At 72.5% G+C, this 22,061-nt stretch carries 20 protein-coding genes; 11 read left to right on the top strand and 9 right to left on the bottom strand.

The genetic code is table 11. From position 1 onward, the window contains the following. Positions 1-37 precede the first annotated feature (37 nt). The gene (locus ACFZDA_RS05780) at positions 38-889 is read right to left on the bottom strand and encodes an SMP-30/gluconolactonase/LRE family protein (protein ID WP_391075442.1); all 852 of its coding nucleotides are present in this window, start codon (positions 887-889) and stop codon (positions 38-40) included. Further along, complete coding sequence (locus ACFZDA_RS05785) at positions 886-1,659, bottom strand: IclR family transcriptional regulator C-terminal domain-containing protein (RefSeq protein WP_391075444.1); 774 nt, start codon at positions 1,657-1,659, stop codon at positions 886-888. The genes ACFZDA_RS05780 and ACFZDA_RS05785 overlap by 4 nt, the downstream gene beginning before the upstream one ends. Before the next feature lie 239 nt (positions 1,660-1,898). Between ACFZDA_RS05785 and ACFZDA_RS05790 the strand changes: the two genes are divergently transcribed. Continuing rightward, positions 1,899-3,911, top strand: a complete 2,013-nt coding sequence (locus tag ACFZDA_RS05790) for a TerD family protein (protein WP_391076768.1) — start codon at positions 1,899-1,901, stop codon at positions 3,909-3,911. Positions 3,912-3,953: 42 nt separating this feature from the next. On the opposite strand, the gene ACFZDA_RS05795 is transcribed toward ACFZDA_RS05790, so the two are convergent. Both ACFZDA_RS05795 and ACFZDA_RS05800 read right to left on the bottom strand, forming a co-directional pair. After that, positions 3,954-5,198: a helix-turn-helix domain-containing protein gene (locus ACFZDA_RS05795; RefSeq protein ID WP_391075447.1), complete on the bottom strand. Its 1,245-nt coding sequence runs from the start codon at positions 5,196-5,198 to the stop codon at positions 3,954-3,956. Positions 5,199-5,200: 2 nt separating this feature from the next. Next, positions 5,201-5,353: a hypothetical protein gene (locus ACFZDA_RS05800; protein ID WP_167533774.1), complete on the bottom strand. Its 153-nt coding sequence runs from the start codon at positions 5,351-5,353 to the stop codon at positions 5,201-5,203. Positions 5,354-5,568: 215 nt separating this feature from the next. Between ACFZDA_RS05800 and ACFZDA_RS05805 the strand changes: the two genes are divergently transcribed. From ACFZDA_RS05805 to ACFZDA_RS05850, 10 genes are all read left to right on the top strand, one after another. Then, positions 5,569-6,564: a porin PorA family protein gene (locus ACFZDA_RS05805; RefSeq protein WP_391075451.1), complete on the top strand. Its 996-nt coding sequence runs from the start codon at positions 5,569-5,571 to the stop codon at positions 6,562-6,564. Between the two features lie 206 nt (positions 6,565-6,770). Beyond that, positions 6,771-7,922 carry a glycosyltransferase gene (locus ACFZDA_RS05810; protein ID WP_391075454.1) on the top strand — a complete coding sequence of 384 codons (1,152 nt, stop codon included), beginning with the start codon at positions 6,771-6,773 and terminating at the stop codon, positions 7,920-7,922. Continuing rightward, entirely contained in the window at positions 7,910-8,674 is a 765-nt protein-coding gene (locus tag ACFZDA_RS05815) for a methyltransferase domain-containing protein (protein ID WP_391076771.1), read from the top strand. Before ACFZDA_RS05810 ends, ACFZDA_RS05815 begins: the two co-directional genes overlap by 13 nt. Further along, a complete protein-coding gene (locus tag ACFZDA_RS05820) occupies positions 8,671-12,810 on the top strand; it encodes an alpha-(1->3)-arabinofuranosyltransferase family protein (protein ID WP_391075457.1) in 4,140 nt (1,379 codons plus the stop codon). Before ACFZDA_RS05815 ends, ACFZDA_RS05820 begins: the two co-directional genes overlap by 4 nt. Further along, on the top strand, positions 12,807-14,054 hold the full coding sequence (locus tag ACFZDA_RS05825; RefSeq protein ID WP_391075460.1) for a condensation protein: 1,248 nt from the start codon (positions 12,807-12,809) through the stop codon (positions 14,052-14,054). The genes ACFZDA_RS05820 and ACFZDA_RS05825 overlap by 4 nt, the downstream gene beginning before the upstream one ends. Beyond that, entirely contained in the window at positions 14,051-14,785 is a 735-nt protein-coding gene (locus ACFZDA_RS05830) for a methyltransferase domain-containing protein (RefSeq protein WP_391075463.1), read from the top strand. The genes ACFZDA_RS05825 and ACFZDA_RS05830 overlap by 4 nt, the downstream gene beginning before the upstream one ends. Before the next feature lie 15 nt (positions 14,786-14,800). Then, positions 14,801-15,706 carry a hypothetical protein gene (locus tag ACFZDA_RS05835; RefSeq protein ID WP_391076775.1) on the top strand — a complete coding sequence of 302 codons (906 nt, stop codon included), beginning with the start codon at positions 14,801-14,803 and terminating at the stop codon, positions 15,704-15,706. Then, on the top strand, positions 15,703-15,924 hold the full coding sequence (locus tag ACFZDA_RS05840; protein ID WP_391075465.1) for a Trm112 family protein: 222 nt from the start codon (positions 15,703-15,705) through the stop codon (positions 15,922-15,924). The genes ACFZDA_RS05835 and ACFZDA_RS05840 overlap by 4 nt, the downstream gene beginning before the upstream one ends. After that, the gene (locus ACFZDA_RS05845) at positions 15,921-16,748 is read left to right on the top strand and encodes an FkbM family methyltransferase (RefSeq protein WP_391075467.1); all 828 of its coding nucleotides are present in this window, start codon (positions 15,921-15,923) and stop codon (positions 16,746-16,748) included. Before ACFZDA_RS05840 ends, ACFZDA_RS05845 begins: the two co-directional genes overlap by 4 nt. Then, a complete protein-coding gene (locus tag ACFZDA_RS05850; RefSeq protein WP_391075470.1) occupies positions 16,714-17,322 on the top strand; it encodes a hypothetical protein in 609 nt (202 codons plus the stop codon). The genes ACFZDA_RS05845 and ACFZDA_RS05850 overlap by 35 nt, the downstream gene beginning before the upstream one ends. On the opposite strand, the gene ACFZDA_RS05855 is transcribed toward ACFZDA_RS05850, so the two are convergent. The 5 genes from ACFZDA_RS05855 to ACFZDA_RS05875 all read right to left on the bottom strand — a co-directional run bounded on the left by ACFZDA_RS05855 (position 17,313) and on the right by ACFZDA_RS05875 (position 22,010). Next, positions 17,313-18,059 carry a hypothetical protein gene (locus ACFZDA_RS05855; protein WP_391075473.1) on the bottom strand — a complete coding sequence of 249 codons (747 nt, stop codon included), beginning with the start codon at positions 18,057-18,059 and terminating at the stop codon, positions 17,313-17,315. The genes ACFZDA_RS05850 and ACFZDA_RS05855 overlap by 10 nt on opposite strands. 20 nt (positions 18,060-18,079) lie before the next feature. Continuing rightward, positions 18,080-18,916 (bottom strand): hypothetical protein, encoded by an 837-nt coding sequence (locus ACFZDA_RS05860; RefSeq protein ID WP_391075476.1) that lies wholly within the window; start codon positions 18,914-18,916, stop codon positions 18,080-18,082. A 584-nt stretch (positions 18,917-19,500) separates the two neighbouring features. Then, entirely contained in the window at positions 19,501-19,974 is a 474-nt protein-coding gene (locus ACFZDA_RS05865) for a hypothetical protein (RefSeq protein ID WP_391075479.1), read from the bottom strand. Positions 19,975-20,075: 101 nt separating this feature from the next. Then, positions 20,076-20,996 carry a hypothetical protein gene (locus ACFZDA_RS05870; RefSeq protein WP_391075482.1) on the bottom strand — a complete coding sequence of 307 codons (921 nt, stop codon included), beginning with the start codon at positions 20,994-20,996 and terminating at the stop codon, positions 20,076-20,078. A gap of 147 nt (positions 20,997-21,143) precedes the next feature. Beyond that, complete coding sequence (locus ACFZDA_RS05875) at positions 21,144-22,010, bottom strand: RimK family alpha-L-glutamate ligase (RefSeq protein WP_391075485.1); 867 nt, start codon at positions 22,008-22,010, stop codon at positions 21,144-21,146. Positions 22,011-22,061: the final 51 nt, after the last annotated feature.

The raw sequence follows: 22,061 nt of genomic DNA on the forward strand, positions 1-22,061 counted from the left end.
CGGCGCCGGGCTGCGCCCCCACCCCCGGGAGCGGACCTCAGCCTTGGAACGCGGGCTGGGCAAGCCCCTTGCCCGCCCCCGGCACCACGAACAGCGACCCCGCCGGCGCCGGCGGCTCCGTCAGCCCGACCCGAGCCGTCGTGATGTACAGGTCACTCAGCCCGGCCCCGCCGAACGCACACGCCGTCACCAGCGGCACCGGCAACTCGATCACCCGGTCCAGCCGCCCCTGTGGCGTGTACCGCCGCACCGCCGACCCCTGCCACAACGCCACCCACACACACCCGTCGGCATCCACCGTCAGCCCGTCGGGAAACCCCGCGCCGTCCTCGATCTCCACGAGGGTCCGCCGCCCGGACACCCGCCCGTCCGCGTGGTCGAAGACGTCGACCCTCCGGGTCGGGGAGTCGATGTAGTACATGAGCCGGCCGTCGGGGCTCCACCCCGTGCCGTTGCTCACCGCGACGTCGTCGAGGACGACCTCGACGGACCCGTCACCGGTGATCCGGGACAGCGTGCCGCCCCCGGGCGCCTCGTCGTAGCGCATCGTGCCCGCCCACAGCGAGCCGTCCGGCGCGACGGCCGCGTCGTTGGCGCGCCGGCCGGGCACGGGCTCGCGGTGCAGCCAGCGAAAACCGCCGTCGGGGTCGAGGAGGCCGACCCCGTCGCGCAGGTTCAGCACCAGCCCTCCGCCGGCGCGCGGCTTGACCGCGCCCACGTGCTGTTCCGTCCGGCGGACCGTGCGGCGCCCGGTGGCCGGGTCGTAGGTGTGCACCCGGCAGCCGAGGATGTCGATCCACAGCAGCCGGCCGGCCTCCGCGTCCCAGGTCGGTCCCTCGCCGAGCTCGGCCTCGGCCCGCACGGCGATCTCGTACGGCGTCGTCGTCATGCCATGCTCCGGTGGCCGAGGTGCTCGGACAGCTCGGCGGCGCCCTTCGCGGCGAGCTGCTCCAGCTCGGCGCGGCGCTCCTCGCTCCAGCGGATCATGGGCACGGAGATCGACAGGGCGGCGACGACCTGGCCGGTGCGGTCGCGGACCGGTGCGGCCACGCAGCTCACGTCCGGGTTGGACTCGCGGTTCTCGACGGCGAGGCCCCGCTCACGGATCTCGGCCAGGGTCTCGCGCAGGGCGGCCGGGTCGGTGATGCTGTTGGGGGTCATCGCGACCAGCTCGGCGCCGTCGGGGATCCGCGCGGCGAGCTCGTGCTCGGGGAGGGAGGCCAGCAGCATCTTGCCGACGGACGTGCAGTGGGCGGGCAGCCTGCGCCCGGCCGCCGACACCATCCGCACGGCGTGCGTGGAGTCGACCTTGGCGATGTAGATGACGTCCGTGTCCTCGAGGATCGCCACGTGCACCGTCTCGTCGCAGGTCTCGGCGACGGACCGGGCGACGAGCTGCCCCTCGGCGGCGACGTCGAGCTGCTCGGAGTAGCGGGCGCCGAGCTGGTACGGGCGCACGCCGAGCCGGTAGCGTCCGGGCTGGCCGGGCACGGGGACGATGTACTTCCGGGCGGCGAGCGTGGTCACCAGCTCGTGCACGGTCGTGCGCGGCAGTTGGAGCTTGCGCACGATGTCGGGGGCGGAGAGCGTCCCGTCCCCGTCGAGAAAGAGCTCGAGAATGTCGAGAGCCCGGGTCACGGCTGGTACGAGGCGTCCCACGACCGGCCCCCTCCCTAAGTGTTCTGGCGCCTGTGTTCGCAATATCGACGTTCGAGATATCAACAGGCGATCGGCATGACGAACACAGGCTAGCCATAGAGGTTTGCCCGGGCAATGGGCAGAGGCCCCACAGACGGAAACCCATGAGCACACCACAGACACGTGGCGTGCACATTAAAGTGCCCTGTGTGCGGCACGTCACAGGTGTCGCGAGGGTGGGGGGAATCTCTGTGCGCGACATGACCATGGGCTCGAACGTGTCTCTGACGGCCCTGAGCGACACCATCGACTCCGCGATCGTCAGTCTGGGCTGGTCCAGCCCGACCGGTGAGGGCGACGCCGACGTGTCCGTCCTGCTGCTGGCCGGCGACGGCAAGGTCCGCAGCGACGCGGACTTCTACTTCTACAACAACCCGGTGGCCGCCGACGGCAGTGTGCAACTCCTCGGCAAGGAACCGGCGGGGGACGGCAGCGAGGACCGGATCAGCTTCGATCTCACCGCGGTACCGGCCGACGTGGAGCGGATCGTCGTGGCCGCGAGCCGGTACGAGGGGGCACGCTTCGGGGAGCTGCACGACCTGCGGGTGACACTGGCCGACGCCGTGGGCGAGAGCCTCCTCCGGTTCGTCATCGAGGACGCCGGTCCCGTGAGCGCGATCATCTTCGGTGAGCTCTACCGGCGTGGGGAGGAGTGGAAGTTCCGGGCTGTCGGGCAGGGGTACGAGAGCGGGCTGGCCGGGCTGGCGACGGACTTCGGCGTCGACATCGAGGACGACGAAGCGGAGTCCGCGGCGGCGGTCGCGGAGGAGTCATCCACCGTCATCCCTCCCGAGGCACGGCCGCAGCCCACACTGGAGGCCGTTCCGGCACCACGCCCGCCGGCCGACGAGGAGGCCGCCCCGAAGAGGCGGACGGCCCGGCCCCGGACCGCGAAGAAGAGGGTCACGCCGCCCAGGACACCCGTGAAGAGCCTGGCGGAGAACGAGACCTGGAGGCCGGCGCGGCTCTTTCCGGTCTCGGCGCTCAAGGGCGACCGGGACCGGGAGATGCGCGCCACCTCGGTCCTGTTGTCGGTGATGGCCCAGGTACCCCGGTTCGGCAGGCGGATCACCGCCCCGTTCGGTGCGCCGTCCGGCCGCATGGAGACGTTCACCGAGGTCTCCCTGCCGCACGGTGACACCCCCCGGCGCCCCGACGGAGTGATCCGCGTCGAGCGCGCCGGCAAGCTGTGGACGGCACTCGTCGAGACCAAGACCAACGGCAACGCCCTCAAGTCCGAGCAGGTCCAGGCCTACATGGACATCGCCGCGCGGCGCGGTTACGAGGCCGTGATCACGCTGTCGAACGACGTCGCGCTGGAGGGCAGCCCACTGGTCGACGTCAAGGTCGACCGGCGGCGCAAGCACCAGGTGGCGCTCTGGCACCTGTCCTGGGCCGAAGTCGCCCATCAGGCCCAGATGCTGATCCGGCACGAGGGCGTCGGCAACGCGGCCCGCACCTGGCTGCTCCAGGACCTCCTGCACTACCTCCAGCACGACAACTCCGGTTGCCACGGCTTCCAGAACATGGGCGCGGCCTGGGTGCCGGTGCGCAACGGAATCGACGACGAGACCCTCTGCCAGGGCGACCCGCGCGCCTTGGAGGTGGTGGAGAGCTGGGAGCGGCTCATCCGCCAGGTGTGCCTGCGGCTGGGCGGCGAACTCGGGCAGAAGGTGCTGCCCGCCCAGCGCACCCGGCGCGGCACCGACCCCGGGACCCGCCGCGCCCGACTGGCCGACCAGCTGTGCCTGGAGGGCAGGCTCCACGCGGAGTTGCGCGTCGAGGGTGCCCCCGGCCTGCTCACCGTCAGCGCCGACCTGCGCACCGCCAAGCTGCGTACGTCCGTGGAGATCCCGGCACCCGAGCAGGGCTATCCCCTGACCTGGGTCAAGCGCCTGGTCCGCCGGCTCTCCGAGGCGCCGGCGGACCTGCACGTCGAAACCCTGGTGGAAGGCCAGACGGGAGGCCCCCGCGGCACGCTGGAGCGGCTCCGCCCGGAACCGGGGGACCTGCTCCCCAAGGACGGCGCCACCCGGATCACCGGTTTCCGCCTGTCCCTTTTCAAGGGCATGGGAAGCGGCCGGGGCAACGCCGAGACCGGGTTCATCCGCAGTGTCGACGACGCGGTGCACCGTTTCCACAGCACGGTCATGGTCCACCTGGACCGTCCCGCCGGAGGGCGGACGTCCCCGAAGGAGCGGGCCACGGCGTGACGACGCGGCGGCGCTGAGCCCCGCCGGGTGCGTCGGCCGGGCTCACCGCCGCCCCCGCACCGCCCCCACCTCCCCCCGCAACCGCTGTGCCCGCAGGACCAGTTCCAGTTCGAAGCGGCGGTCGGGGTCGTCGATCCCGTCGCCCCACAGTTCGCGGATCTGGCGCAGGCGGTAGCGGACCGTCTGGGGGTGGACGCCGAGGCGGGCCGCGACCTCGGGGGCGCCGCCGCGGGTTTCCAGCCAGGCCAGGAGGGTTTCCGCGAGGCGGCGGCCGTGGGTGGGGCCGCAGTGGGTCAGGGGGGCCAGGCACCTGCGGGCCAGGTCGTCGATGAGCTCCTCGGGCTGGAGGAGGACCAGCGCCTCGGTGTGCTCGGTGCAGTAGAGGACCTCCCCGGAGGGGAGCAGGTCCCGTTCCATGAGGCGTACGGCGGCCTCGGCCCAGCGCAGGGACTTCGCCGCGTCGGTGAGCGGGACCGGCGGGCCGATCGCGCCGGACCAGCCGGCCAGGGCCCGGTGCAGGAGCTCGGGGCGGCCCGCCGCGTCCGGCTCGGGCACGACCATGCGGGGCTGCTCGTACTCCATGTCGAGCAGCACGCCCTGCCCGACCGCGGGGGCCATGGCCTCGCGGGCGGGGCGCAGCAGGACACCGACCGCGACCTTCCCGGGCAAGGTCCAGCCGATCCGGGCGGCCCGTTCGGTCAGCGCCTCGGCGGGGTCGCCGCGGTGGTGTTCGGCCAGCAGGAGTTCCATCAGGCGGCGCTGGAGGCGCAGGCGTTCCCCGGCCTGGCGGGCCGCGGCCTCGGCGTAGCCGCGTACGGACTGGTCGACCAGGCCGTCCAGGTACTCGTAGCCCGCGTCGACGAGTTCGTACATCGCCGGGGGCGGGATCTCCACGCGCTGGCCGATGTCGGCGAAGCGGCGCCAGGCCAGGCGTACGCCCATGCGGTAGATGGCCTGGAGGGAGTCGAGCGAGCGGCCGTTGAGGCCCTCGCCGCGGCCGAAGTCCTGGAAGACGCCGGGCGGGACGGTGGGCCGGCCCTCCGAGCGCTCCAGGTGCTGCACGAAGACCTCGATGGCACGTCGGATGCCGACCAGGGCCATGGGCTCGCCGGAGTCGTCGAGGACGACGGGCAGGTGCGGGTACTCGCGCTGTATCTCGCAGAGGATCTCCTCCGCGAGCGCGGGCGCCTCGGCCATGGCGATCGCCGCGAACCGGCGCACCTTCAAGCGCGGTACGTCGTGCCAGGCCGAGCGCGTGGTGACGGTTCCGGTGCGGGCGGCCGTCACCGTCAACTCCCCTGCCCGGTCTGCTCGTAGGTGATCAGGGGAGTGTTCGGCTGGTCGGGCGTGGCTTCGAGCAGCGCGACGACGCCCAGCGCGGCGCCCACGGCAAGGGCGGCGGCGAGCGCGACGGTCAGCGCGGCAGCGAGCAGTCTCGACATCGCAGGGTCAGCCTCTCTGTCCGGATTCGTCCGGAGATCGTCCGGAGGTTGTCCCCACCCCGGCATCCCGTCCCTGCCTGTCGCGCCCAGTCTCGACAAGCATTGACACCCCGTCAAGAGCGGCCTACGGTTCCCGGCCCAGCCGCACGCGCCGTTCCCTCCGCCGTGCCGGCCCTCCCGTACGTCGAGCCGTCCCAAGCCACTGGAGTGCCCGGATGCGCCGTACAACCTCTCCCTTTTCGCTGGTCCTGCTGGGTCTCGGCACGTTCCTGCTGGTGCTGGCGCCCCTGCTCGCCTGGTACGTCCAGCCGCGTGCCGCGGTGAACCCGATCGACATCGACACGACCGCCGTCTACACCGGCCGGGGCAGCGTCTTCGACACTGACCGGATCGAGACGGTCCCCGACCGGAAGATCACGGTGACCCAGCGGGTGCGGGGCAACGTCGAGGACAGCGAACGCAGCGGCAACGCGGTCTGGGACGTCACGACCACGGTCGACACCGACAAGTCGCTGCCGGCCGCCGACCCGCACGACGCGCTGGAGTTCACACCGCACCGCTGGGTGATGGACCGGAAGACCACCCGGCCCGTGCACTGCTGCGGCGAGAAGCCGTACATCGAGGGCGAGGCCTATCTGAAGTTCCCCTTCGACGTGCAAAAACGCTCGTACCAGTGGTGGGACAACACCCTCGGCGACACGGTCGTCCTGCGCTACCGGGGCACGGCGAAGATCCAGGGCTACACGGGCTACAGGTTCACCGGCTCCGTGCCGCCGACCAGGACCGGCACGCGGATGGTGCCCGGCAGCCTCGTCGACCAGCCGCAGCGGCCGCAGGTACTGGCCGAGGAGTGGTACTCCAACCACGGCTTCGAGCTGGTCGTCGACCAGGCCACCGGCCGTGTGATCTACGCACAGACCGGGCCCCGGCGGACCCTGCGGGCGCCGGGCGGGAAGAAGGACGCGGCGGTGCTGCTGGACAGCCGGAAGATCTCGTTCACGACCGCGACACAGCGGGAGGCCGTGCGGCAGGCGAAGCGCGACAGCGGTCAACTGCGCCTGGTGGGCACGACGTTGCCGATCGGGGCGGGTGTGGCGGGTGTGCTGCTCGCGGCGGTGGGCGGCGTGCTGGTGGCGCGTGGGCGGAAGGAGCCGGAGCAGCCCGCTCCGTCCGATACATCCGGTACGCCCCAGCCCACCCTCACGATGTGATGTGCCGTCAGCTCCAACAAAGCCCGAAATTGTCACGCCCGTGAGTAGCCGTGGAGAACGTCCGGGCGAAAACTGTCCAACCCCACCCGAGCACAACCCGTCCACACTCCCCTCCCAGGAAGGGCTCAGGCCCCCCACAGCCAGACCCCCCAGAGCCACACCCTCCCCCCGCTGAGTTCCGCACCCCGAGACGAGTTGGAGCACCCATGCCCCAGCACGTACCGTCCTCGCTGCATACCGCGTCCCCCAGCGCGGAGCAGCACCTTCCGGCGTTCCCCCCACATCCGCGCCGGATCGTCTTCCTCGCCCATCGCGATCTGGACAACCCGTCCGCCGGCGGCTCCGAACTGCTGGTCGACAAGCTCGCCGACGGCCTGACCCGGCTCGGCCACCAGGTGACCCTGCTGTGCGGGGGCCCCGCGGCCTTCCGGGAGTACCGGGTCGTGTCGGCGGGCGGCCCGTACGGGCACTATCTGCGCGCCCGGTCGGCCTTCGCCCGCCAGGTCGGCGACTGCGATCTGCTGGTCGAGGTGTGCAACGGCATGCCGTACCTGGCGCCGCTGTGGCACTCCGGGCCCACGCTGTGCCTGGTCAACCACGTCCACACCGACCTGTGGAAGATGCGCTTCGGCGGGCCGCTGGCACCGGCGGCGCGGATCGGCCGAAGACTCGAGCACTGGGCGCTCACCGGGGCGCAGCAGCGGAGTCTGCTGGTCGCGGTGTCCTCCTCCACCGCGCACGCGCTGCGGGCGATCGGCGTGGAGCGGGACCGGATCCGGGTCGTGCACAACGGGGTCGAGGAGCCGGGGCCGCGGGCCGAGCGCTCCCCCGAGCCGTTGTTCGTCGCCGTCGGCCGGCTCGTCGAGTACAAGCGGATCGATCTGCTGCTGCGGTTGTGGGAGCGGGTGCGGCCCGTCACCGGCGGGCGGCTGGTCATCGTCGGGGACGGCCCCGAGCGGGCACGGCTGGAGCAACTCGCCGGTCCGGGCGTGGAGTTCACCGGATACGTCTCGGAGGCGGAGAAACACCGGCTGCTCTGCGCGGCCTGGTTGCTGCTGCATCCCTCGGCTGTGGAGGGGTGGGGTCTGGTCGTGACGGAGGCCGCGGCGCGACAGACGCCGGCCGTGGCGTTCGACGTGCCGGGGCTCAAGGACTCCGTGGTGGATGGTGAGACCGGGGTCCTGGCGCGCGGTGAGTCGTCGTTCGCGGCGGCGTGGTGCGCGCTGGCCCTGTCCGGGCACCGGCGGGAGTTGATGGGCAAGGCGGCCCGGGAGCGGGCGGCGCGGTTTCGGTGGGACCGGACCGTGCGGCAGTTCCGTGTGGTCGCCGCGGAGGCGGTGAGGGGCTGGGGGCCGTGAGGCGGGGTGCGGTGGTCCGCCCCTATGAACGCGACCCCTCCTTTCGGCGGTCTCTCGCCCTGTTCCGTGCCTTCCTCCACGAGCGGGACGATCCCGAAAGCTGCTACTCGCTGCTCGCCCGGGACGCCGTCGATCAGGTCGAGGCGTACGACGGGCCCGTCGCCGGGCGTACCGTCGTCGACGTCGGCGGCGGCGGTGGTTACTTCACCGAGGAGTTCCGCCGGCGTGGAGCGCAGGCGTTCCTCTTCGAACCGGACCCGGCCGAACTCGGCGAGAAACCACCGGACCCGGCCGTCGTAGCCGACGGATACCTCCTGCCCCTCCGGGACGGCGTCGCGGACGTCACGTTCTCCTCCAACGTGCTGGAGCACGTCGCCGACCCGGAGACGTTCCTGAGCGAGCTGGCCCGGGTGACGCGGCCCGGCGGGCTGATCTACGTGTCGTTCACCAACTGGCTGTCGCCGTGGGGCGGGCACGAGTGGGCCCCGTGGCACTACTTCGGTGCCGAGCGGGCCCGGGCCCGCTATCGGCGGCGGACCGGCAGGCCCGCCAAGCACACGCTCGGCGAGAACCTGTTCGCGGTGCACATCGGATCCACCCTGCGGCAGGTGCGTGCCCGGGACGACGTCATGGTCGTCTCGGCGCGCTCCCGCTACTGGCCGTTCCTCGCGGAGGCCGTCGTCAAGGCGCCCGGCATCCGCGAGTTCGCCACCTGGAACCTCCTCCTCATCCTGCGGCGGTGTGCTACATGACAACCACGGTCCAGGCTCCTCCACCGGCAGCCGTCCCCACCACCGCGACCGCGGCGGGTCCGCCCGAGGGCCCGCGGTCCCGGCGCTGGCTGCTGGGGTTCTGGGCCGTGGTGTTCGTGCTGTTCCTCGCGGTGCGGCCGGGGCGGCAGACCTTCGACACCAAGCTCGGTGTGACGGTCGACCCGGGTCAGTTCCTCGCCGACCTGGGGCAGTTGTGGCACGACCGGGCCGGGTTCGGCGGGATCCAGGACCAGTACGTCGGCTATCTGTGGCCGATGCTGCCGTTCTACTGGCTGTGCGACCTCGTACAACTGCCGGTGTGGCTTGCGGAGCGGCTGTGGATGTCGGTCGTCGTGTCGGTCGCCTTCTGGGGTGCGCTGCGGCTGGCCGAGCGGCTGCGGGTGGGCAGTGGCGCTTCCCGGCTGCTGGGGGCCGTGGCGTACGCGCTGTGGCCGGTGTTCACGACCGTGATCGGGTCGACGTCGGCCGCCGCGCTGCCCGGCGCGTTCCTGCCGTGGGTGCTGCTGCCGCTGACGAACGAGCGGTACGCCGCCCGGGTCGCGGCCCTGCGGTCGGCGCTGCTGGTGCCGTTCATGGGCGGCGTGAACGCCTCGGCGACGCTGGCGTCCCTGCTGCCGGTGGGGCTGTACCTGCTGTCCCGGCCGCCCGCGCCCCGGCAGCGCAAGCTGATCGCCTGGTGGGCTCCGGCCGTGCTCGTGGTGACGGCCTGGTGGTGGGTGCCGCTGCTGCTGCTCGGCGTCTACGGGGAGAACTTCCTCCCCTATATAGAGACGGCGCGGACGACGACGGACACCATGGCGGCGGCCGAGGCGCTGCGCGGTGCCGGGAACTGGGTCGCCTATCTGCACTTCGGTGAGGCGTGGCTGCCCGCGGGGTGGGCCGTGGCCTCGTCGGTCGTCGTGATCGTGTGCTCGGCGCTCGCGGCCGGGCTCGGCCTCGCCGGGCTCGCCCGGCGGGACATGCCCGAGCGGCGGTGGCTCGTGCTGACGGTGCTGGTCGCGGCGCTGGTGCTGCTCGCCGGGTACGGCGGCGCGTTCGGGGCGCCGTTCCACGGGGTCGTGCAGGGCTGGCTGGACGGGTGGCTGTCGCCGTTCCGGAACATCTACAAGTTCCAGACGGGCCTGGCGCTGGCGTTCACGCTGGGCCTGGCCCATCTGGTGGGGGTGGCCGCCGAGCCGCGCGGGGCCCGCCCGGTGCGAGGCCGGCGCTTCGCCCCGCTGGTCGCGGCGGTGCTGATCCTGCCGGGGCTGCTGTGGCCGTACCTCAACGGCTCCATCCTCAACCCGGGTTCCTTCCAGAAGCTCCCCGCCTACTGGCAGGCCACCGCCGACTGGCTGGAGAAGTACTCGCCCGACTCGCGCGCCCTGGTCGTCCCGGCGACCGCGCACGGCATCTACACCTGGGGCTCGCCCATCGACCAGCCGCTCGACGTGCTCGCCGAGTCGCGGTGGGCGCAGCGCGACTACGTCCCCTTCGGCACGCCCGGCAACCGGCGCGCGATGGACGCCGTCGAGCAGGCGCTGATGTCCGGTGCCGAAGTGCCGGGGCTGGCCGACTACTTGAGCCGGGCGGGGCTGTTCTACGTCGTCGTACGCAACGATCTCGACCCGGACCAGATCGGCTATGTGCCGACCACGACCGTGAAGCGCACCCTCGAACAGTCGGGGTACGAGCGGGTGACGGGGCTGGGGCCGGTGATGACCGGCGGGCGGCTCGCGCACGACGCCCCGCTCCAGGTCGAGGGGCTGTACCCGCGGCAGCGGGCGGTGGAGATCTACCGGCCGGCCGGGCAGGACGTGGTCCGGCCCGGGCAGGCGGGGCTGATGCCGGTCTCCGACACGGCCGTGGTGTCCGGCGGCCCGGAGGCGCTGCTGCCGCTGGCGTCGCGGCTGCGCGGGCGGGCGACCGTCCTGACGGGCGACAACCACCCGGGGCTCGGCACCCCGGCGGTGCAGGTGGTGGGCGACGGTCTGCGGCGCGCGGACACCCGGTTCGGCCTGGTCAACGCCGGTACGTCGTACACGTACACCCGCGACGAGCGCAACGCGCCCGGGGGACAGCAGGACCCGGGCGAGAAGCCGCGCCAGATCCTGCCGAACGAGGGCACCGACCACCAGACGGTGGCCGAACTGCGCGGTGCCCGCTCGGTGACGGCCTCCTCGTACGGCAACTGGCTGTTCCATCTGCCGCAGTTCGACCCGGTGAACGCCTTCGACGGCAACCCGGACACCGCGTGGACGGAGGGCGCGCCGGACACGCCGGACGGGCAGTGGCTGCGCATCGGCTTCACCGGCTCCTACGACATGCCGTCCTCCTTCAAGGTGACGCCGCTGCCGCAGGAGAGCGTGCGGGCGGCGGCGACGAAGGTGCGGGTGGAGACGGAGAAGGGCGAGCGGACGAGCTTCCTGCGGCCGAACGGCACGGCGCAGCGCGTCAAGGCGCCCGAGGGCGGCACGCGGTGGATGAAGCTGACGATCGTGGACTCGGTGGAGCGCCGGGCCGGGCTCACGGGCGCGGGCTTCACCGAGATCGACCTGCCGGACGTGCGGGTGACGCGGCTGCTGCGGCTCCCGGCGGACGCGGCCGACGCGACCGCGGACGCCACCGTCGTCTCCCTGCACCGGGCCTCCGACCCGACCGGTCTTGCCGCGACCGGCACCGAGGCCGGCCTGCACCGCCGCTTCACGACACCGGCCACCGGGACGTACGAGGTGACGGCCAGCGCGGTGCCGGTGCCGGGCGAGGAACTCGACCGGCTGCTGTACGAGGTCGCGCCCGAGCAGCAGTCGCGGATCGTCGCCACCGCCGACTCCACGGCACGCCTCGGCGCGGGCCTCACGGCACGCAACCTCACCGACGGCGACCTGACGACGGCGTGGATCGCGGGCGGCCGGCCGACGATCCACCTGCGCTGGGACGGCAAGCAGCCGGTCGGCGAACTCGTCCTGGCCCCCGCGGGCGGCCTGTCCACCCGCGCCTCCCAGGTGCACATCAGCTCCCCGGACGGCGCGACGATCGCCGGCGTCGACGAGAACGGCTGGGTCCGCTTCCCGCCGATCACCACCGACCGGCTCGACATCACGATCACCGAGACCGCCCCGCTGACCCTGCACAACCCGGTCGCCGACGAGGACCTGAGGCTGCCCGTGGGCCTGACGGAGGCGTATCTCCCGGCCCTCGACCAGTACCGCACCCCGCAGCCGGACGGCACCCGGACGTTCTCGCTGCCGTGCGGGAAGGGCCCGGACGTGGCGCTGGACGGCGAGCTGTACCGGACGAGCGCGCAGGGCACCGTGCGTGACCTGGCGGAACGGCGGCCCGTCGAGGTGACGCTCTGTCAACAGGACAGGGAGGACGCCGAGGTGGAGCTGGCCTCGGGCGACCACCGGCTGGAGGGCGGCGACGCCGGGCCGCTCGCGCTGACGGACGTCACCCTGACCCGCGGGTCGGTCCCGGAGGCCGCCGCGGCCGGGCGTGAGCTGCGGGTCCGGGACTGGCTGGGCGACCGGCGCGAGGTGTCGGTCGGCTCGGGCGCGGCCTCGTACCTGACGACGTACGAGAACTACAACGACGGCTGGAAGGCGACCCTGAACGGCAAGGAGCTCACGCCGCTGCGGCTGGACGGCTGGCAGCAGGGCTGGCGCATCCCGGCCGGGGCGGGCGGCACGGTCAAGCTGTCGTACGAACCGGCCACCACGTACGACGCCGGGCTGATCGGCAGCGGCGCCGGCATCGCGGTGCTGCTGGGCCTGGCGCTGTGGCGCCGCCGCGCCCCCAACCCCGACGCACCGCAGCCGGCCCCGCCGCTGCCCGGCCTGTGGCTCGGCGCGGTGGCGCTGACGCTGGTCGGGGCGGTGATCGCGGGCTGGTTCGCGCTGCTGGTCCCGGCGCTGGCGCTGCTCGCGGCCCGGCGGCACGCGCTGCTGGTGCCGATCGCGTTCCTGGCGCTGGCGGGAGCGGGCGTCGCTGCGGCGTTCGGGGCCGGGGAGCCGGTGGGCGCGGGCGCGGGCGCGGGGGCGTTCGGCCGCACGGCCCAACTGCTGGCGCTGATCGGCCTGTTCGCCGGTCTGGTGAGTCTGCGTGAGCCCGCTTCGGGGAGGAACGAGTCCGTATGACGACACCGGTACGCATCCCGTTCCCGGTGGTGGACGAGGTGTCCCGGCACTGCCTCCAGGAGGAGGAACCGGAGACGGTCCACATCGAGGTCCACCTCCCCGGCCCCGTCGACCAGCCCCGCCTGCGCAAGGCGTTCACGGAGGCCCTGCACCGGCATCCGCGGATCCTGATGCGGGAGGCGAGGGGGCCGTGGTACCAGCGGCGTTACGAGTGGGAGCTGACGCCGGAGCCGGACGTGGAGGTGGTGACCTTCGCCCCGGCGGGCCCCCGAGCGCTCCAGGACGCCCGGACCCGGGCGCTGACGGAGGCACCGCCACTGTCGATGTCCCCACCGATACGACTCGAAGTGGTGGACTCGGTCCTCTTCCTGACCATCAACCACACCGCCCTCGACGGCCCGGCCTGCCTCCGCATCCTCGCCACCGCCGCGGAGCTCTACGGAGGCACGGACAATTCCCCCACAGCACCCCCCACGCGCCCCGCGGCATCCCCGCAACAAGCCCCGGACATCCCCACCACCTGGTCGCCCCCCGCACGGGTGGCGCCAGGAACCCCCGACCCCTCCCCCGGCAACGGCATGCTCGTCACCGAGCTCCCCCTCCCGCACCGCCCCAAAGGATCCCCCTACACCGTCAACGACCAGCTCATGGTCACCACGGCCCTGACCATCGCCCACTGGAACAGGGAGCACGGCGCCCTCCCCCGCCCCCTGCGCATCACCATGCCCGTGGACGACCGCCCCCGCGACACCACGATGCCCATAGGCAACGGCACCCGCCTGGTGGAGGTCCCCTTCGCCCCGGCCGAGTTGGACCACCCGGACATGTCCGCCCTCCTCCGCCGCACCGCGGAGCGGACCCGCGCGCTGAAGTCCCTGCCCCGCCCCCAACTGGGCCACGGTGCCGCCCTGCTCACCGCCCCGTGGGCCCCGGTCGCCGCCCGCGCCGCCCTCACCCGCGCCCTGCGCCGCGCCGCCGCGCCCTGGACGTCGACGACCCTGCTCAGCAACATCGGCCGGATCCCGTACCCCCTGGACTTCGGCGAGGAGACGGGCCGCGCGCACGCGGTCTGGTTCTCCGCGCCGGCCCGGATGCCGCGCGGCCTCACCGTGACCACCGCCTCCACCGCCGGCCGCCTCCACCTGGCCCTGCGCTGGTCGCGGGCCCTGCTCAGCCACGGCGACGGCGCCCACCTCCGCGACCTGTTCGAGCACTATCTGCACACCACGGAGGTGACCCCGTGACGAGCGCCCCCGCCCGGCCCTCCCAGTTGCGCGACTTCTACGAGAACCCGGCCGTCCCCGTCGCCTCCGGCACCCCGCGCAGTCTCCGCCAGGCCCGCATACTGGCCCGGGCCCTCGGCCCGGCGGGCCCGACGCCGCAGACGATCCTCGACATCGGCTGCGGCGACGGCACCGCCGCCGCCACCGCCGCCCCGCTCCTGACCGGCCACCGCGTCGTCGGCGTCGACTGGTCCCAGGACGCCCTGCGGCGCGCCCGCACCCGCCTCCCGTACACCGTCCGCGGTGAACTCACCGGCGGCGGGCTGCCGTTCGCCCCGGAGTCGGCCGACGCCGTGCTGTTCAGCGAGGTGATCGAGCATCTCGTCGACCCGGACGCGGCGCTCGACGAGATCCGCCGGATCCTGCGGCCCGGCGGGCATCTGATGCTGTCCACGCCGAACCTGGCCGCCTGGTACAACCGCGCCCTGCTGCTCGCCGGTGTCCAGCCGGTCTTCTCGGAGGTCAGTCTGCGCGGCATCCACGGCCGGCCGGGCTCGGAGGTCGTGGGCCATCTGCGCCTCTACACCGCCCGCGCGCTGCGGGAGTTCGTCGCCGCGTCCGGGTTCACCGTCGTGCGGCTCGAAGGCGCTCCCTTCCACGGCGTGCCGCGCCCGCTGCGGCCGCTGGACCGGCTGGCGTGTGCCCGGCCGCAGCTCGCGTCGATCCTGCTGCTGCACGCCAGGAGGACGTAGCCCATGTGGTGGGGAGTGGCCGCGGCGCTGCTGGCGAACACCCTGTACAGCCTGGGCTTCGTACTGGAGAAACGGGCGCTCACCGCGCTGCCCGAGGTGACGATCCGGCAGCCGGCCCGGCTGCTGCGCCTGGTCATCGGCAGCCCCCTGTGGATCGGCGGCTCCCTGGCCCTCGCCGCCGGATTCGGCGCCCAGCTCGTCGTCTACCGCACGCTCCCGATCGCCGCCGCGCAGGGCATCTTCGTCTCCGGACTGGTGCTGCTCGTGCTGCTGTCGGCCCGGCTGCTCGGGGAGGAGACGAGCGGCCGGGAGCGGTACGCGCTGGGTGCGATCCTGCTGGCGCTGCTGATGGTGGTGCTGTCGCTGCGCGAGGGCTCGGACACCGTCAGCCAGCAGGCGCCGTACCCGCTGATCCTGCTGGTGTGCGTACCGTCGCTGGCGGCCGGGCTGTGGCTGTACGGCTCCGCCGAGCGGCGGGCCCGCAACCGGCACCGGCGGCCGACGACCGGCGTCGAGTACGGAGTGGCGGTGGGCCTGCTGTACGGCGTCAGTTCGCTGGCCATCAAGGGCGTGTCGAGTCGTCTGACGACCAGCGGGATCGGCGGCGCGGTGCTGGGCCTGCTGAGCTCCCCGTATCCGTATCTGCTGCTGTTCACCGGTGTGTTCGGCCTGGTGATGTCGCAGGCGGCGCTCCAGCGCTGCCGGGCCTCGCTGATCGTGCCGGTGTGCACGACCGTGACGTCCCTGTTCACGGCGGTGCTCGGCACGCTGTCGTTCGGCGAGGCCCTGCCGGACGAGCCGCTGCGGCTCGCGCTGCGGGTGGCGGGCACGGCCCTGGCGGTGGCCGTGCTGCTGACCATGCCGAAACACGACCCCTCTCCCCAACCCACCGCACCAGCCAAGGAGTTGGCCTCTCCATGACGCCCGACGACCCGATACTGAAGATCCTGGCGTGCCCGCTCGACAAGGGCCCGCTGCACCTGCTGGCCGAGCAGGCCGGGCAGGAGGAGGCGCTGTACAACCCGCGTCTGCGCCGCCGCTATCCCATCGTCGACGGCATTCCGCAGTTGCTGCCGTCCTCGGGCGAGCAGGTCCCGGACGACGAGCACGAGGAACTTCTCCAGAGGATGACCCCATGACCAGCCTGGCCGCCCGGCTCGCTCCCGTCCTGCCCGCCCGCCTGGTGGCCGCGACGGCCCGGGCGCTCTACCCCCGGTTCGAACCGGAGCTGGCCCGGCTCGCCGAGCTGTGCCCGCCGGACTGCGGTACGGCGGTGGACGTCGGCGGCTGGTACGGGCCCTGGACGCACCGCCTGTCCGGCCGCGCCGAGCACGTCGTGACGATCGAACCGGTGCCGCATCTGGCCCGGCTGCTGACCGCCGCCGCCCCGCCGAACGTACGGGTGATCCGTGCGGCGGCCTCGGACCGCCCGGGCATCGCCCGCCTGTGGCTGCCGTCGGACGACTCGGGCGACCGGGGCGTGTCGTCGCTGGTCCGGCGGGACATCCACGGCCGGGCACTGGACGTCCCGTGCGTCACACTGGACGAGCTGGGGCTGCGGAACGTCGGCTTCATCAAGATCGACGTGGACGGCAACGAGCCGGCGGTCCTGCGGGGTGCGACGGGCCTGCTGGCCCGCGACCGCCCGGCCCTGTTCGTGGAGCTGGAGTCCCGCATCCAGCCGATCGCCCCGGTGGTGACCTACCTGGCCCTGCTGGGCTACGACGGCTGGGTCCTGCCCGGCGACAGCTGGGTGCCGCTGGCGAAGTTCCCCCTGGAGGAGCACCAGGCGCAGGCCTCCTACGTCGTCTCGCACGGCCTGCTGCGCCGTGTCCTGCCGTACGACGTCCTGCGGGGCCCCCGTTACGTCAACTCGGTGCTCTTCCTGCCGGACGGCCGCCGCCCGGGCAGCGCGCCGGTGGGCGACGATGGTTCCCATGCCCTCCGGAAAGCGCCCCGCTAGCCCCTTCACACCGCTCGACTTCCAGCTGGTGCTGCTGCGCCGCATGGCCGACCACAACCCCGGCCCGGTGGAGGACGCCCGGCGCGAGCTGGGGGCCTCCCTCGCGGACATGCGTGAGGCCAACAAGCGCTGGCAGGCGATGGTCCGCTCCCCGCGGTCCCGGGCGCCCCTGTCCCGCTACCGCTCGGTGCTGGGCGACCCCGAGTCCCGTACGCCCCGCCGGATCGGCGACCTGGACTGCGAGGCCTGGCTGTGGCCGGTTCCCCTCTGGCCCGACCTGCGCTTCGAGGTGCTGACCGCCCCGAACGGCGCGGTGTGGAACGAGTGGCTGGTCCGTGCCCCGGGCGCCGAGGGGCCCGCGCTGCGCACGCTCGACGACCTCGCGCCCTGGTCCTGCACGGTCGACGAGGCGGCCCGCGCCTTCGCCCCGGCCCGTCCTCTGGAGGGCTCGGCCCCGACCCGCTGGGGCCTGGCGTTCACCGCGCCGGACGCGCAGGGGGCGCGGTGGGAGGTCGTCGCGGAGTTCACCTGGGGGCTGTTGCAGCGGGTGGCGGTCACCGGCCGTCAGGGCTGAGGGGCCCCGACCCGGTCGAGGGCGGGGAGGAACTGGTCGTAGAAGGCGCTCTTGAGGTGCAGGGCCCGCTCCTCGGTCTCCCGGAAGGCGTCGCGGCTCTCCGGCCGGGTGAGGAGCCGGCTGATCCGGGTGGCCAGGCGGTCGGAGTGGGTGGCCGACAGCAGGGAGACGGTGGTGAGGGGGTGGGCCTTGGCGTCGTGGACGTAGTGGGGGTAGTAGAAGCGGGAGCGGTTGCGCCCGTCCTCGCCGGTCAGTGCCGGTGCCATGCGCGGCCACAGGTGCTCGTACTCGACGGAGACCAGGACCTCGCCCCAGAACCGCAGGAAGGTGAGCAGCCGCAGGTCGGCGTCGTCGCTCCCGCCCGCGTCGGCGATCAGCGCGAAGGCGTCCTCGATGGCCCGCCGGGTGGCCTTCGTCGGCCGTGAGGCGACCAGCTCCTCGCGGGTGACGCCGAGCTGGAGCAGGTCTTCCTTCATGTCCTCGCGGTGCGAGCGGGTGTGGCCGCGGCCGTCCGGGTACTCCTCGCGCAGGATGGCCCGGGCGATCCGCAGGCCCGCCTCGTCGCGCAGCAGGTCGATCGCGAGGTCGTACGAGGGCGTGAAGGCCAGGGACACGAAGCGCCGCTGGAGCAGCAGTGCGGTGAAGTCGGCGTCCGCCAGGCTCGTGGTGGCGGCCAGCACGGGGTGCTGCCGGAACCGTTCGATCAGCGCGTCCTCGAACGCGTCCAGGTCTCTCATGCGCGTACCCCTTCCACGGGTCACTGGTTGGTGTCGACCGATCTGCGCCAGTCGTCCAGGTCCACGTCACGGCCGATGCGCCACAGCGTGTCCAGCTCCTGCTGGATCTCCCGGCCCATCACGGTGCCGCTGCCCTCTATCTCCAACTGGGTGGAGTCGATGGCGAGTCGTCCGTGCAGGAAGGAGCTGACCAGGTAGTGCTCGTCGGCCTTGTACACGGCGATCGACGGCAGGGCCTGGTACACGCGCACCTGAAGCCGCGCCCGGTCGCCGTCCCGCACGCTCTGGAAGAGGGAGGCGAGGGTCGACAGGCAGCGCGCGACACCCGCCTGGACGTCCTCCTCCAGCGCGGGGTCCCGCAGGCCGCGCAGTGCCTCGTTGCGCAGGTCCGCGACCGGCGAGGACGGGTGCAGCAGCAGGACCCGCACCCGGACCCGGCGGTCGACGATGGCCTGCTTCAGCGCCGACTCGAAGCGGTGCACGTTGGGGATCCACGTCTGCAGGATGGTGACCTCGCGGTCCGCGCCGTGCAGGAAGGCCTCGAAGGTCTCCTCGGGAAACCGCCGGTGCACCCGCACCACACCGCCGTAGTGGTCGCGCTTGAGGTCGCGTGCGAGGGTGTCGATGTCCAGCTTGGACAACTGGGTGTTGATGTTGTCGAGCGCCTTCAGCCGGTCGATCTCGAACAGCAGGAACAGCGTGACCGTGCTGAGGATCAGCAGCGTGAGCTTGGGGACGGCGCCGGCCGCCGCCCCGTCGAGCAGGTCCACCTGGTCGGCCAGCGTCACCGCGATGCCGACGGTGGCGGTCAGGCCCAGCACGATGCGCTCGGCCCAGTAGCGAAAGCTGCTCCCCATGCCCACTCCAGCGTGCGGCTCGACGGCGTGCGGCTCGACGGCGTCGGCGACGACCGTACAGTGCGACTTTGGGTCAAGTGGGGGATATCGGCCAGTACTTCGTCAGGATGCGTGACTTCCGGCCTGGCCGGGGGTGTGAGGGGTCAGAGCCTCCCCTGATTGAGGGCGGTCTGGAGGGCCTTGGTGGTGGCGGTGCCCCAGCAGCGCCTTCCCAGGCGTTGAGGGGCTCTTGCAGGGCGCGCTTCGACCCGGTCCCCCAGACGCCGTCGGCGGCGGTGCCGATGACCCGCTGCGTCGCGGCGATGGTGGCGGGCCCGAAGTTCCCGTTCCAGGGGGACCACTCCCGACCGGACCGTCCCGGCGCGGCTCCCACCTCATCGATCAGTTCACGAGTCGCCGCGCCGTAGTCACCGTGGAAGTCGGGCCCAGGCTTTCCGGGCGATGAGCACACCGCCCGTCACGGTGGTGGCGGCGAAAGGGGCCCAGACCGATCTGGGCCGGATGTCGAGGGGCATCGGGAACTCCCTGGTCGAGCCCATGGCCCGTCGGCCGGGTGGTCGACGGGCCATGGGGGGCGAGGTCGGTCAGTGCATGAACGAGTCGCCGCAGGCGTCCTCCTCCACCCACCGGTGGGAGCTGATCCTGTTGTCCGCGACGTATCCGCTGGAGAACCTGTCGAATGCGTAGTTGTCCGCGCCGTCGACGAGGGTGGACGCGTACTGCTCGGACTTGGTGAGGCAGATGTGTCCGCCGTCGAAGCCGGGAAGCCTGTAGAACGCGACAGCGAGGCCGGACGTGCCCTTGTGCAGGAGCGACGTCGCGCGGTTGTCGTCGCTGCCCTGGAAGCCGCCCGTGCTGTTGCCCCAGTCGGCGTCCTGGCCGGCCGACCTGCCGAGGTATCCCTCGCAGCGGTCGTTCCAGTAGGCGTACATGTAACCGCTGGTCGCCTCGTCGTAGTTGTCGGCGCAGCCCACGGCGGCCTGGGCGGTGCCCGCGGGCACCAGCATTCCGAGCGTCGCGAGGCCCAGGGCGGCGGCGGCGGCCAGCATTTTGCGCATGGTGCATCACTCCTTGTTGTGTGCGGTGCTGTGGATGTCCCGCAGACGTGCTGCTGCGGAGTTTTCGGCGGCGCCGACGACTCGTGTGAGAGCGTGTGGCGTCAGTGCTGCGAGCCGGTGATGTCCTCGGCCCGGTCCAGCGCGGCGGCCTCCAGCAGCCGGCGCGTGGCGATGGTTTCTCGGTAGCGGCGAGGAAGCTTCTCGGCGCGGTACTCGCCTTCCAGCGCACGTGCCGTGCCGGCGAGTGACGTCCGCTTCGCGCAGGTCGCCTCGTCCACGGCCAGTTCCACTTCGACGGCGTGGGCCTCGGCGTCGCTCAGTCCGTCGGTGAGTTCTTCGAGTCCGGCGCGGACGGCCGGCGGGTCCGCATAGGTGTGACCTGCCGTGCGCATGCAGGTCGACCATGCCTTGAGCGCGGTCACGAAGCGCTTCTCGCGCTTGAGGACCGGAACGTACAGCGGCGTCAGGCTGTCGGTGGTCTTCTTGACACGGAACCAGGTCTCGTAGGAGCCGTACAGGCGCTCCGCCGCAGTGGCGCGGCAGCTGTCGGCGGGCGTCCGGACCGTACCGCCCGTGGGCATGTCGACGGACAGCATCCGGCCTGTCTCGTCGCCGTCGAGTGTCCTGTCGTAGCGGGCGCGTTCCCGGGCGGGGAGCTTTTCGAGGTACGCGAGATTCGGATCGTTGAGCCGGGCCTTCACGGCCTTCGTCTCCAGCTTTCCGCCGTACCCGTTGCGCTTCGCCCACGCGACGTCATCCAATACGTACGCGTAGGCCTTGTTCTTCTCGACGACTGCTGTGGGCGCCGCCCAGTACGTGAAGCCCTCTGCCTCCATGCACTGCTTGACGAGCAGCTCTTCCGCGCGCCGCAGCAGTGCTCGCTCGGCGTCGGTCAGCTCCCGCGCCGGGCTTGCGGCGGCCGTGTCAGGGTGCGGCCGGTCGCCCGTGTCCGTGGTGCAGCCGGCCGCGGCCAGCGTGAAGATCACCGTGGCCGTGCATGCGGAACTGATCGCTCGCTTCATGGTGGTACGCACTCCCCCGAGTCGTGGCGCGATTCCTCGCGCCCCTTCGCTCCATGAGCTTCTCTGAGGTGAGCGTGCGCATCCAGGCTCTTTCGTTCTGCCGCAAAAGCCCAGGAACAGCCGGGGGTCACATATTCCGCATCGTGCTCAGCCGGCCGCGGCCAGGACCGCCTCGACCACCCTCGGCAGGGACTTTGGGTGCAGCCAAAGGAACAGGTTCGGCTCGACCAGCTCCAGCTCCATCACGCACGGCTCCCCGCCCGGCCCGGTGACGAGGTCCACACGCGCGTACAGCAGCTCCGGCTGCCCGGGGACCGCGGCCAGCGCCCGCTCGGCGACGTCGAGTTCGGCGGCGGTCGGCTCCCAGGGCCGCAGGTCGGGGTGGGCCACCTTGTCGGCGTCGTACGGTGTGCCCGGCGCGAGGACCGCGCCCTTGCGGCTGGCGTGCAGCAGGCGTCCGCCGAAGAACTGCAGGGCCCGCTCGCCGGCGGAGTCGATGCTGCGCATGTACGGCTGCACCATCGCCGTGAAGCCCTCGGCGTGCATCCGCTTGAGCTGTCGCAGGGCCGTTTCGTGCTCGTCGTGGGTGTAGCGGGCGGCGAAACGGGCGCCGGCGCCGGAGGTGGGCTTGACGACGTACTCCTGGTGGTCGGGGAGGTCGGCGGGCTCGCCGGGCGCGATGTACCGGGTGGGGACGACGGGCACGTCGGCGGCCGCCAGGTCCCCGAGGTACCGCTTGTCCGTGTTCCACCGCACGACCGCGGGCGGGTTGGCGAGCCGCGTCAGCGCTCCGCACCGCTCCACCCACGCCACGAACTCCTTCGTCCGCCAGCTGTAGTCCCAGGTCGACCGGATCACGGCGAGGTCGAAGCCGCCCCAGTCGGCGGAGGCGTCCCACGGCACGGCGACGGCCTCGGCACCGGCATCCCTCAGCGCCCGTACCAGCAGGGGAAGGTCCTGGTCCCTGCTGGGCTCGGGACCGGAGTCGTAGGTGACGAGTGCGATACGGGGCACCAAGGGCTCCCTCTTCGTACGATCGGATGATCGACCGGCAGGCTAGCAACC

This window comes from Streptomyces sp. NPDC007991, assembly GCF_042958445.1.
In the GTDB taxonomy this organism is placed as follows: domain Bacteria; phylum Actinomycetota; class Actinomycetes; order Streptomycetales; family Streptomycetaceae; genus Streptomyces.

Coding starts and splice junctions, on each gene's coding strand:
- ACFZDA_RS05820 (WP_391075457.1), top strand. CDS start 8,671: ATGACAACCACGGTCCAGGCTCCTCCACCGGCAGCCGTCCCCACCACC.
- ACFZDA_RS05810 (WP_391075454.1), top strand. CDS start 6,771: ATGCCCCAGCACGTACCGTCCTCGCTGCATACCGCGTCCCCCAGCGCG.
- ACFZDA_RS05790 (WP_391076768.1), top strand. CDS start 1,899: ATGACCATGGGCTCGAACGTGTCTCTGACGGCCCTGAGCGACACCATC.
- ACFZDA_RS05860 (WP_391075476.1), bottom strand. CDS start 18,916: ATGGGGAGCAGCTTTCGCTACTGGGCCGAGCGCATCGTGCTGGGCCTG.
- ACFZDA_RS05780 (WP_391075442.1), bottom strand. CDS start 889: ATGACGACGACGCCGTACGAGATCGCCGTGCGGGCCGAGGCCGAGCTC.
- ACFZDA_RS05825 (WP_391075460.1), top strand. CDS start 12,807: ATGACGACACCGGTACGCATCCCGTTCCCGGTGGTGGACGAGGTGTCC.
- ACFZDA_RS05865 (WP_391075479.1), bottom strand. CDS start 19,974: ATGCGCAAAATGCTGGCCGCCGCCGCCGCCCTGGGCCTCGCGACGCTC.
- ACFZDA_RS05855 (WP_391075473.1), bottom strand. CDS start 18,059: ATGAGAGACCTGGACGCGTTCGAGGACGCGCTGATCGAACGGTTCCGG.
- ACFZDA_RS05870 (WP_391075482.1), bottom strand. CDS start 20,996: ATGAAGCGAGCGATCAGTTCCGCATGCACGGCCACGGTGATCTTCACG.
- ACFZDA_RS05805 (WP_391075451.1), top strand. CDS start 5,569: ATGCGCCGTACAACCTCTCCCTTTTCGCTGGTCCTGCTGGGTCTCGGC.
- ACFZDA_RS05845 (WP_391075467.1), top strand. CDS start 15,921: ATGACCAGCCTGGCCGCCCGGCTCGCTCCCGTCCTGCCCGCCCGCCTG.
- ACFZDA_RS05840 (WP_391075465.1), top strand. CDS start 15,703: ATGACGCCCGACGACCCGATACTGAAGATCCTGGCGTGCCCGCTCGAC.
- ACFZDA_RS05800 (WP_167533774.1), bottom strand. CDS start 5,353: ATGTCGAGACTGCTCGCTGCCGCGCTGACCGTCGCGCTCGCCGCCGCC.
- ACFZDA_RS05850 (WP_391075470.1), top strand. CDS start 16,714: ATGGTTCCCATGCCCTCCGGAAAGCGCCCCGCTAGCCCCTTCACACCG.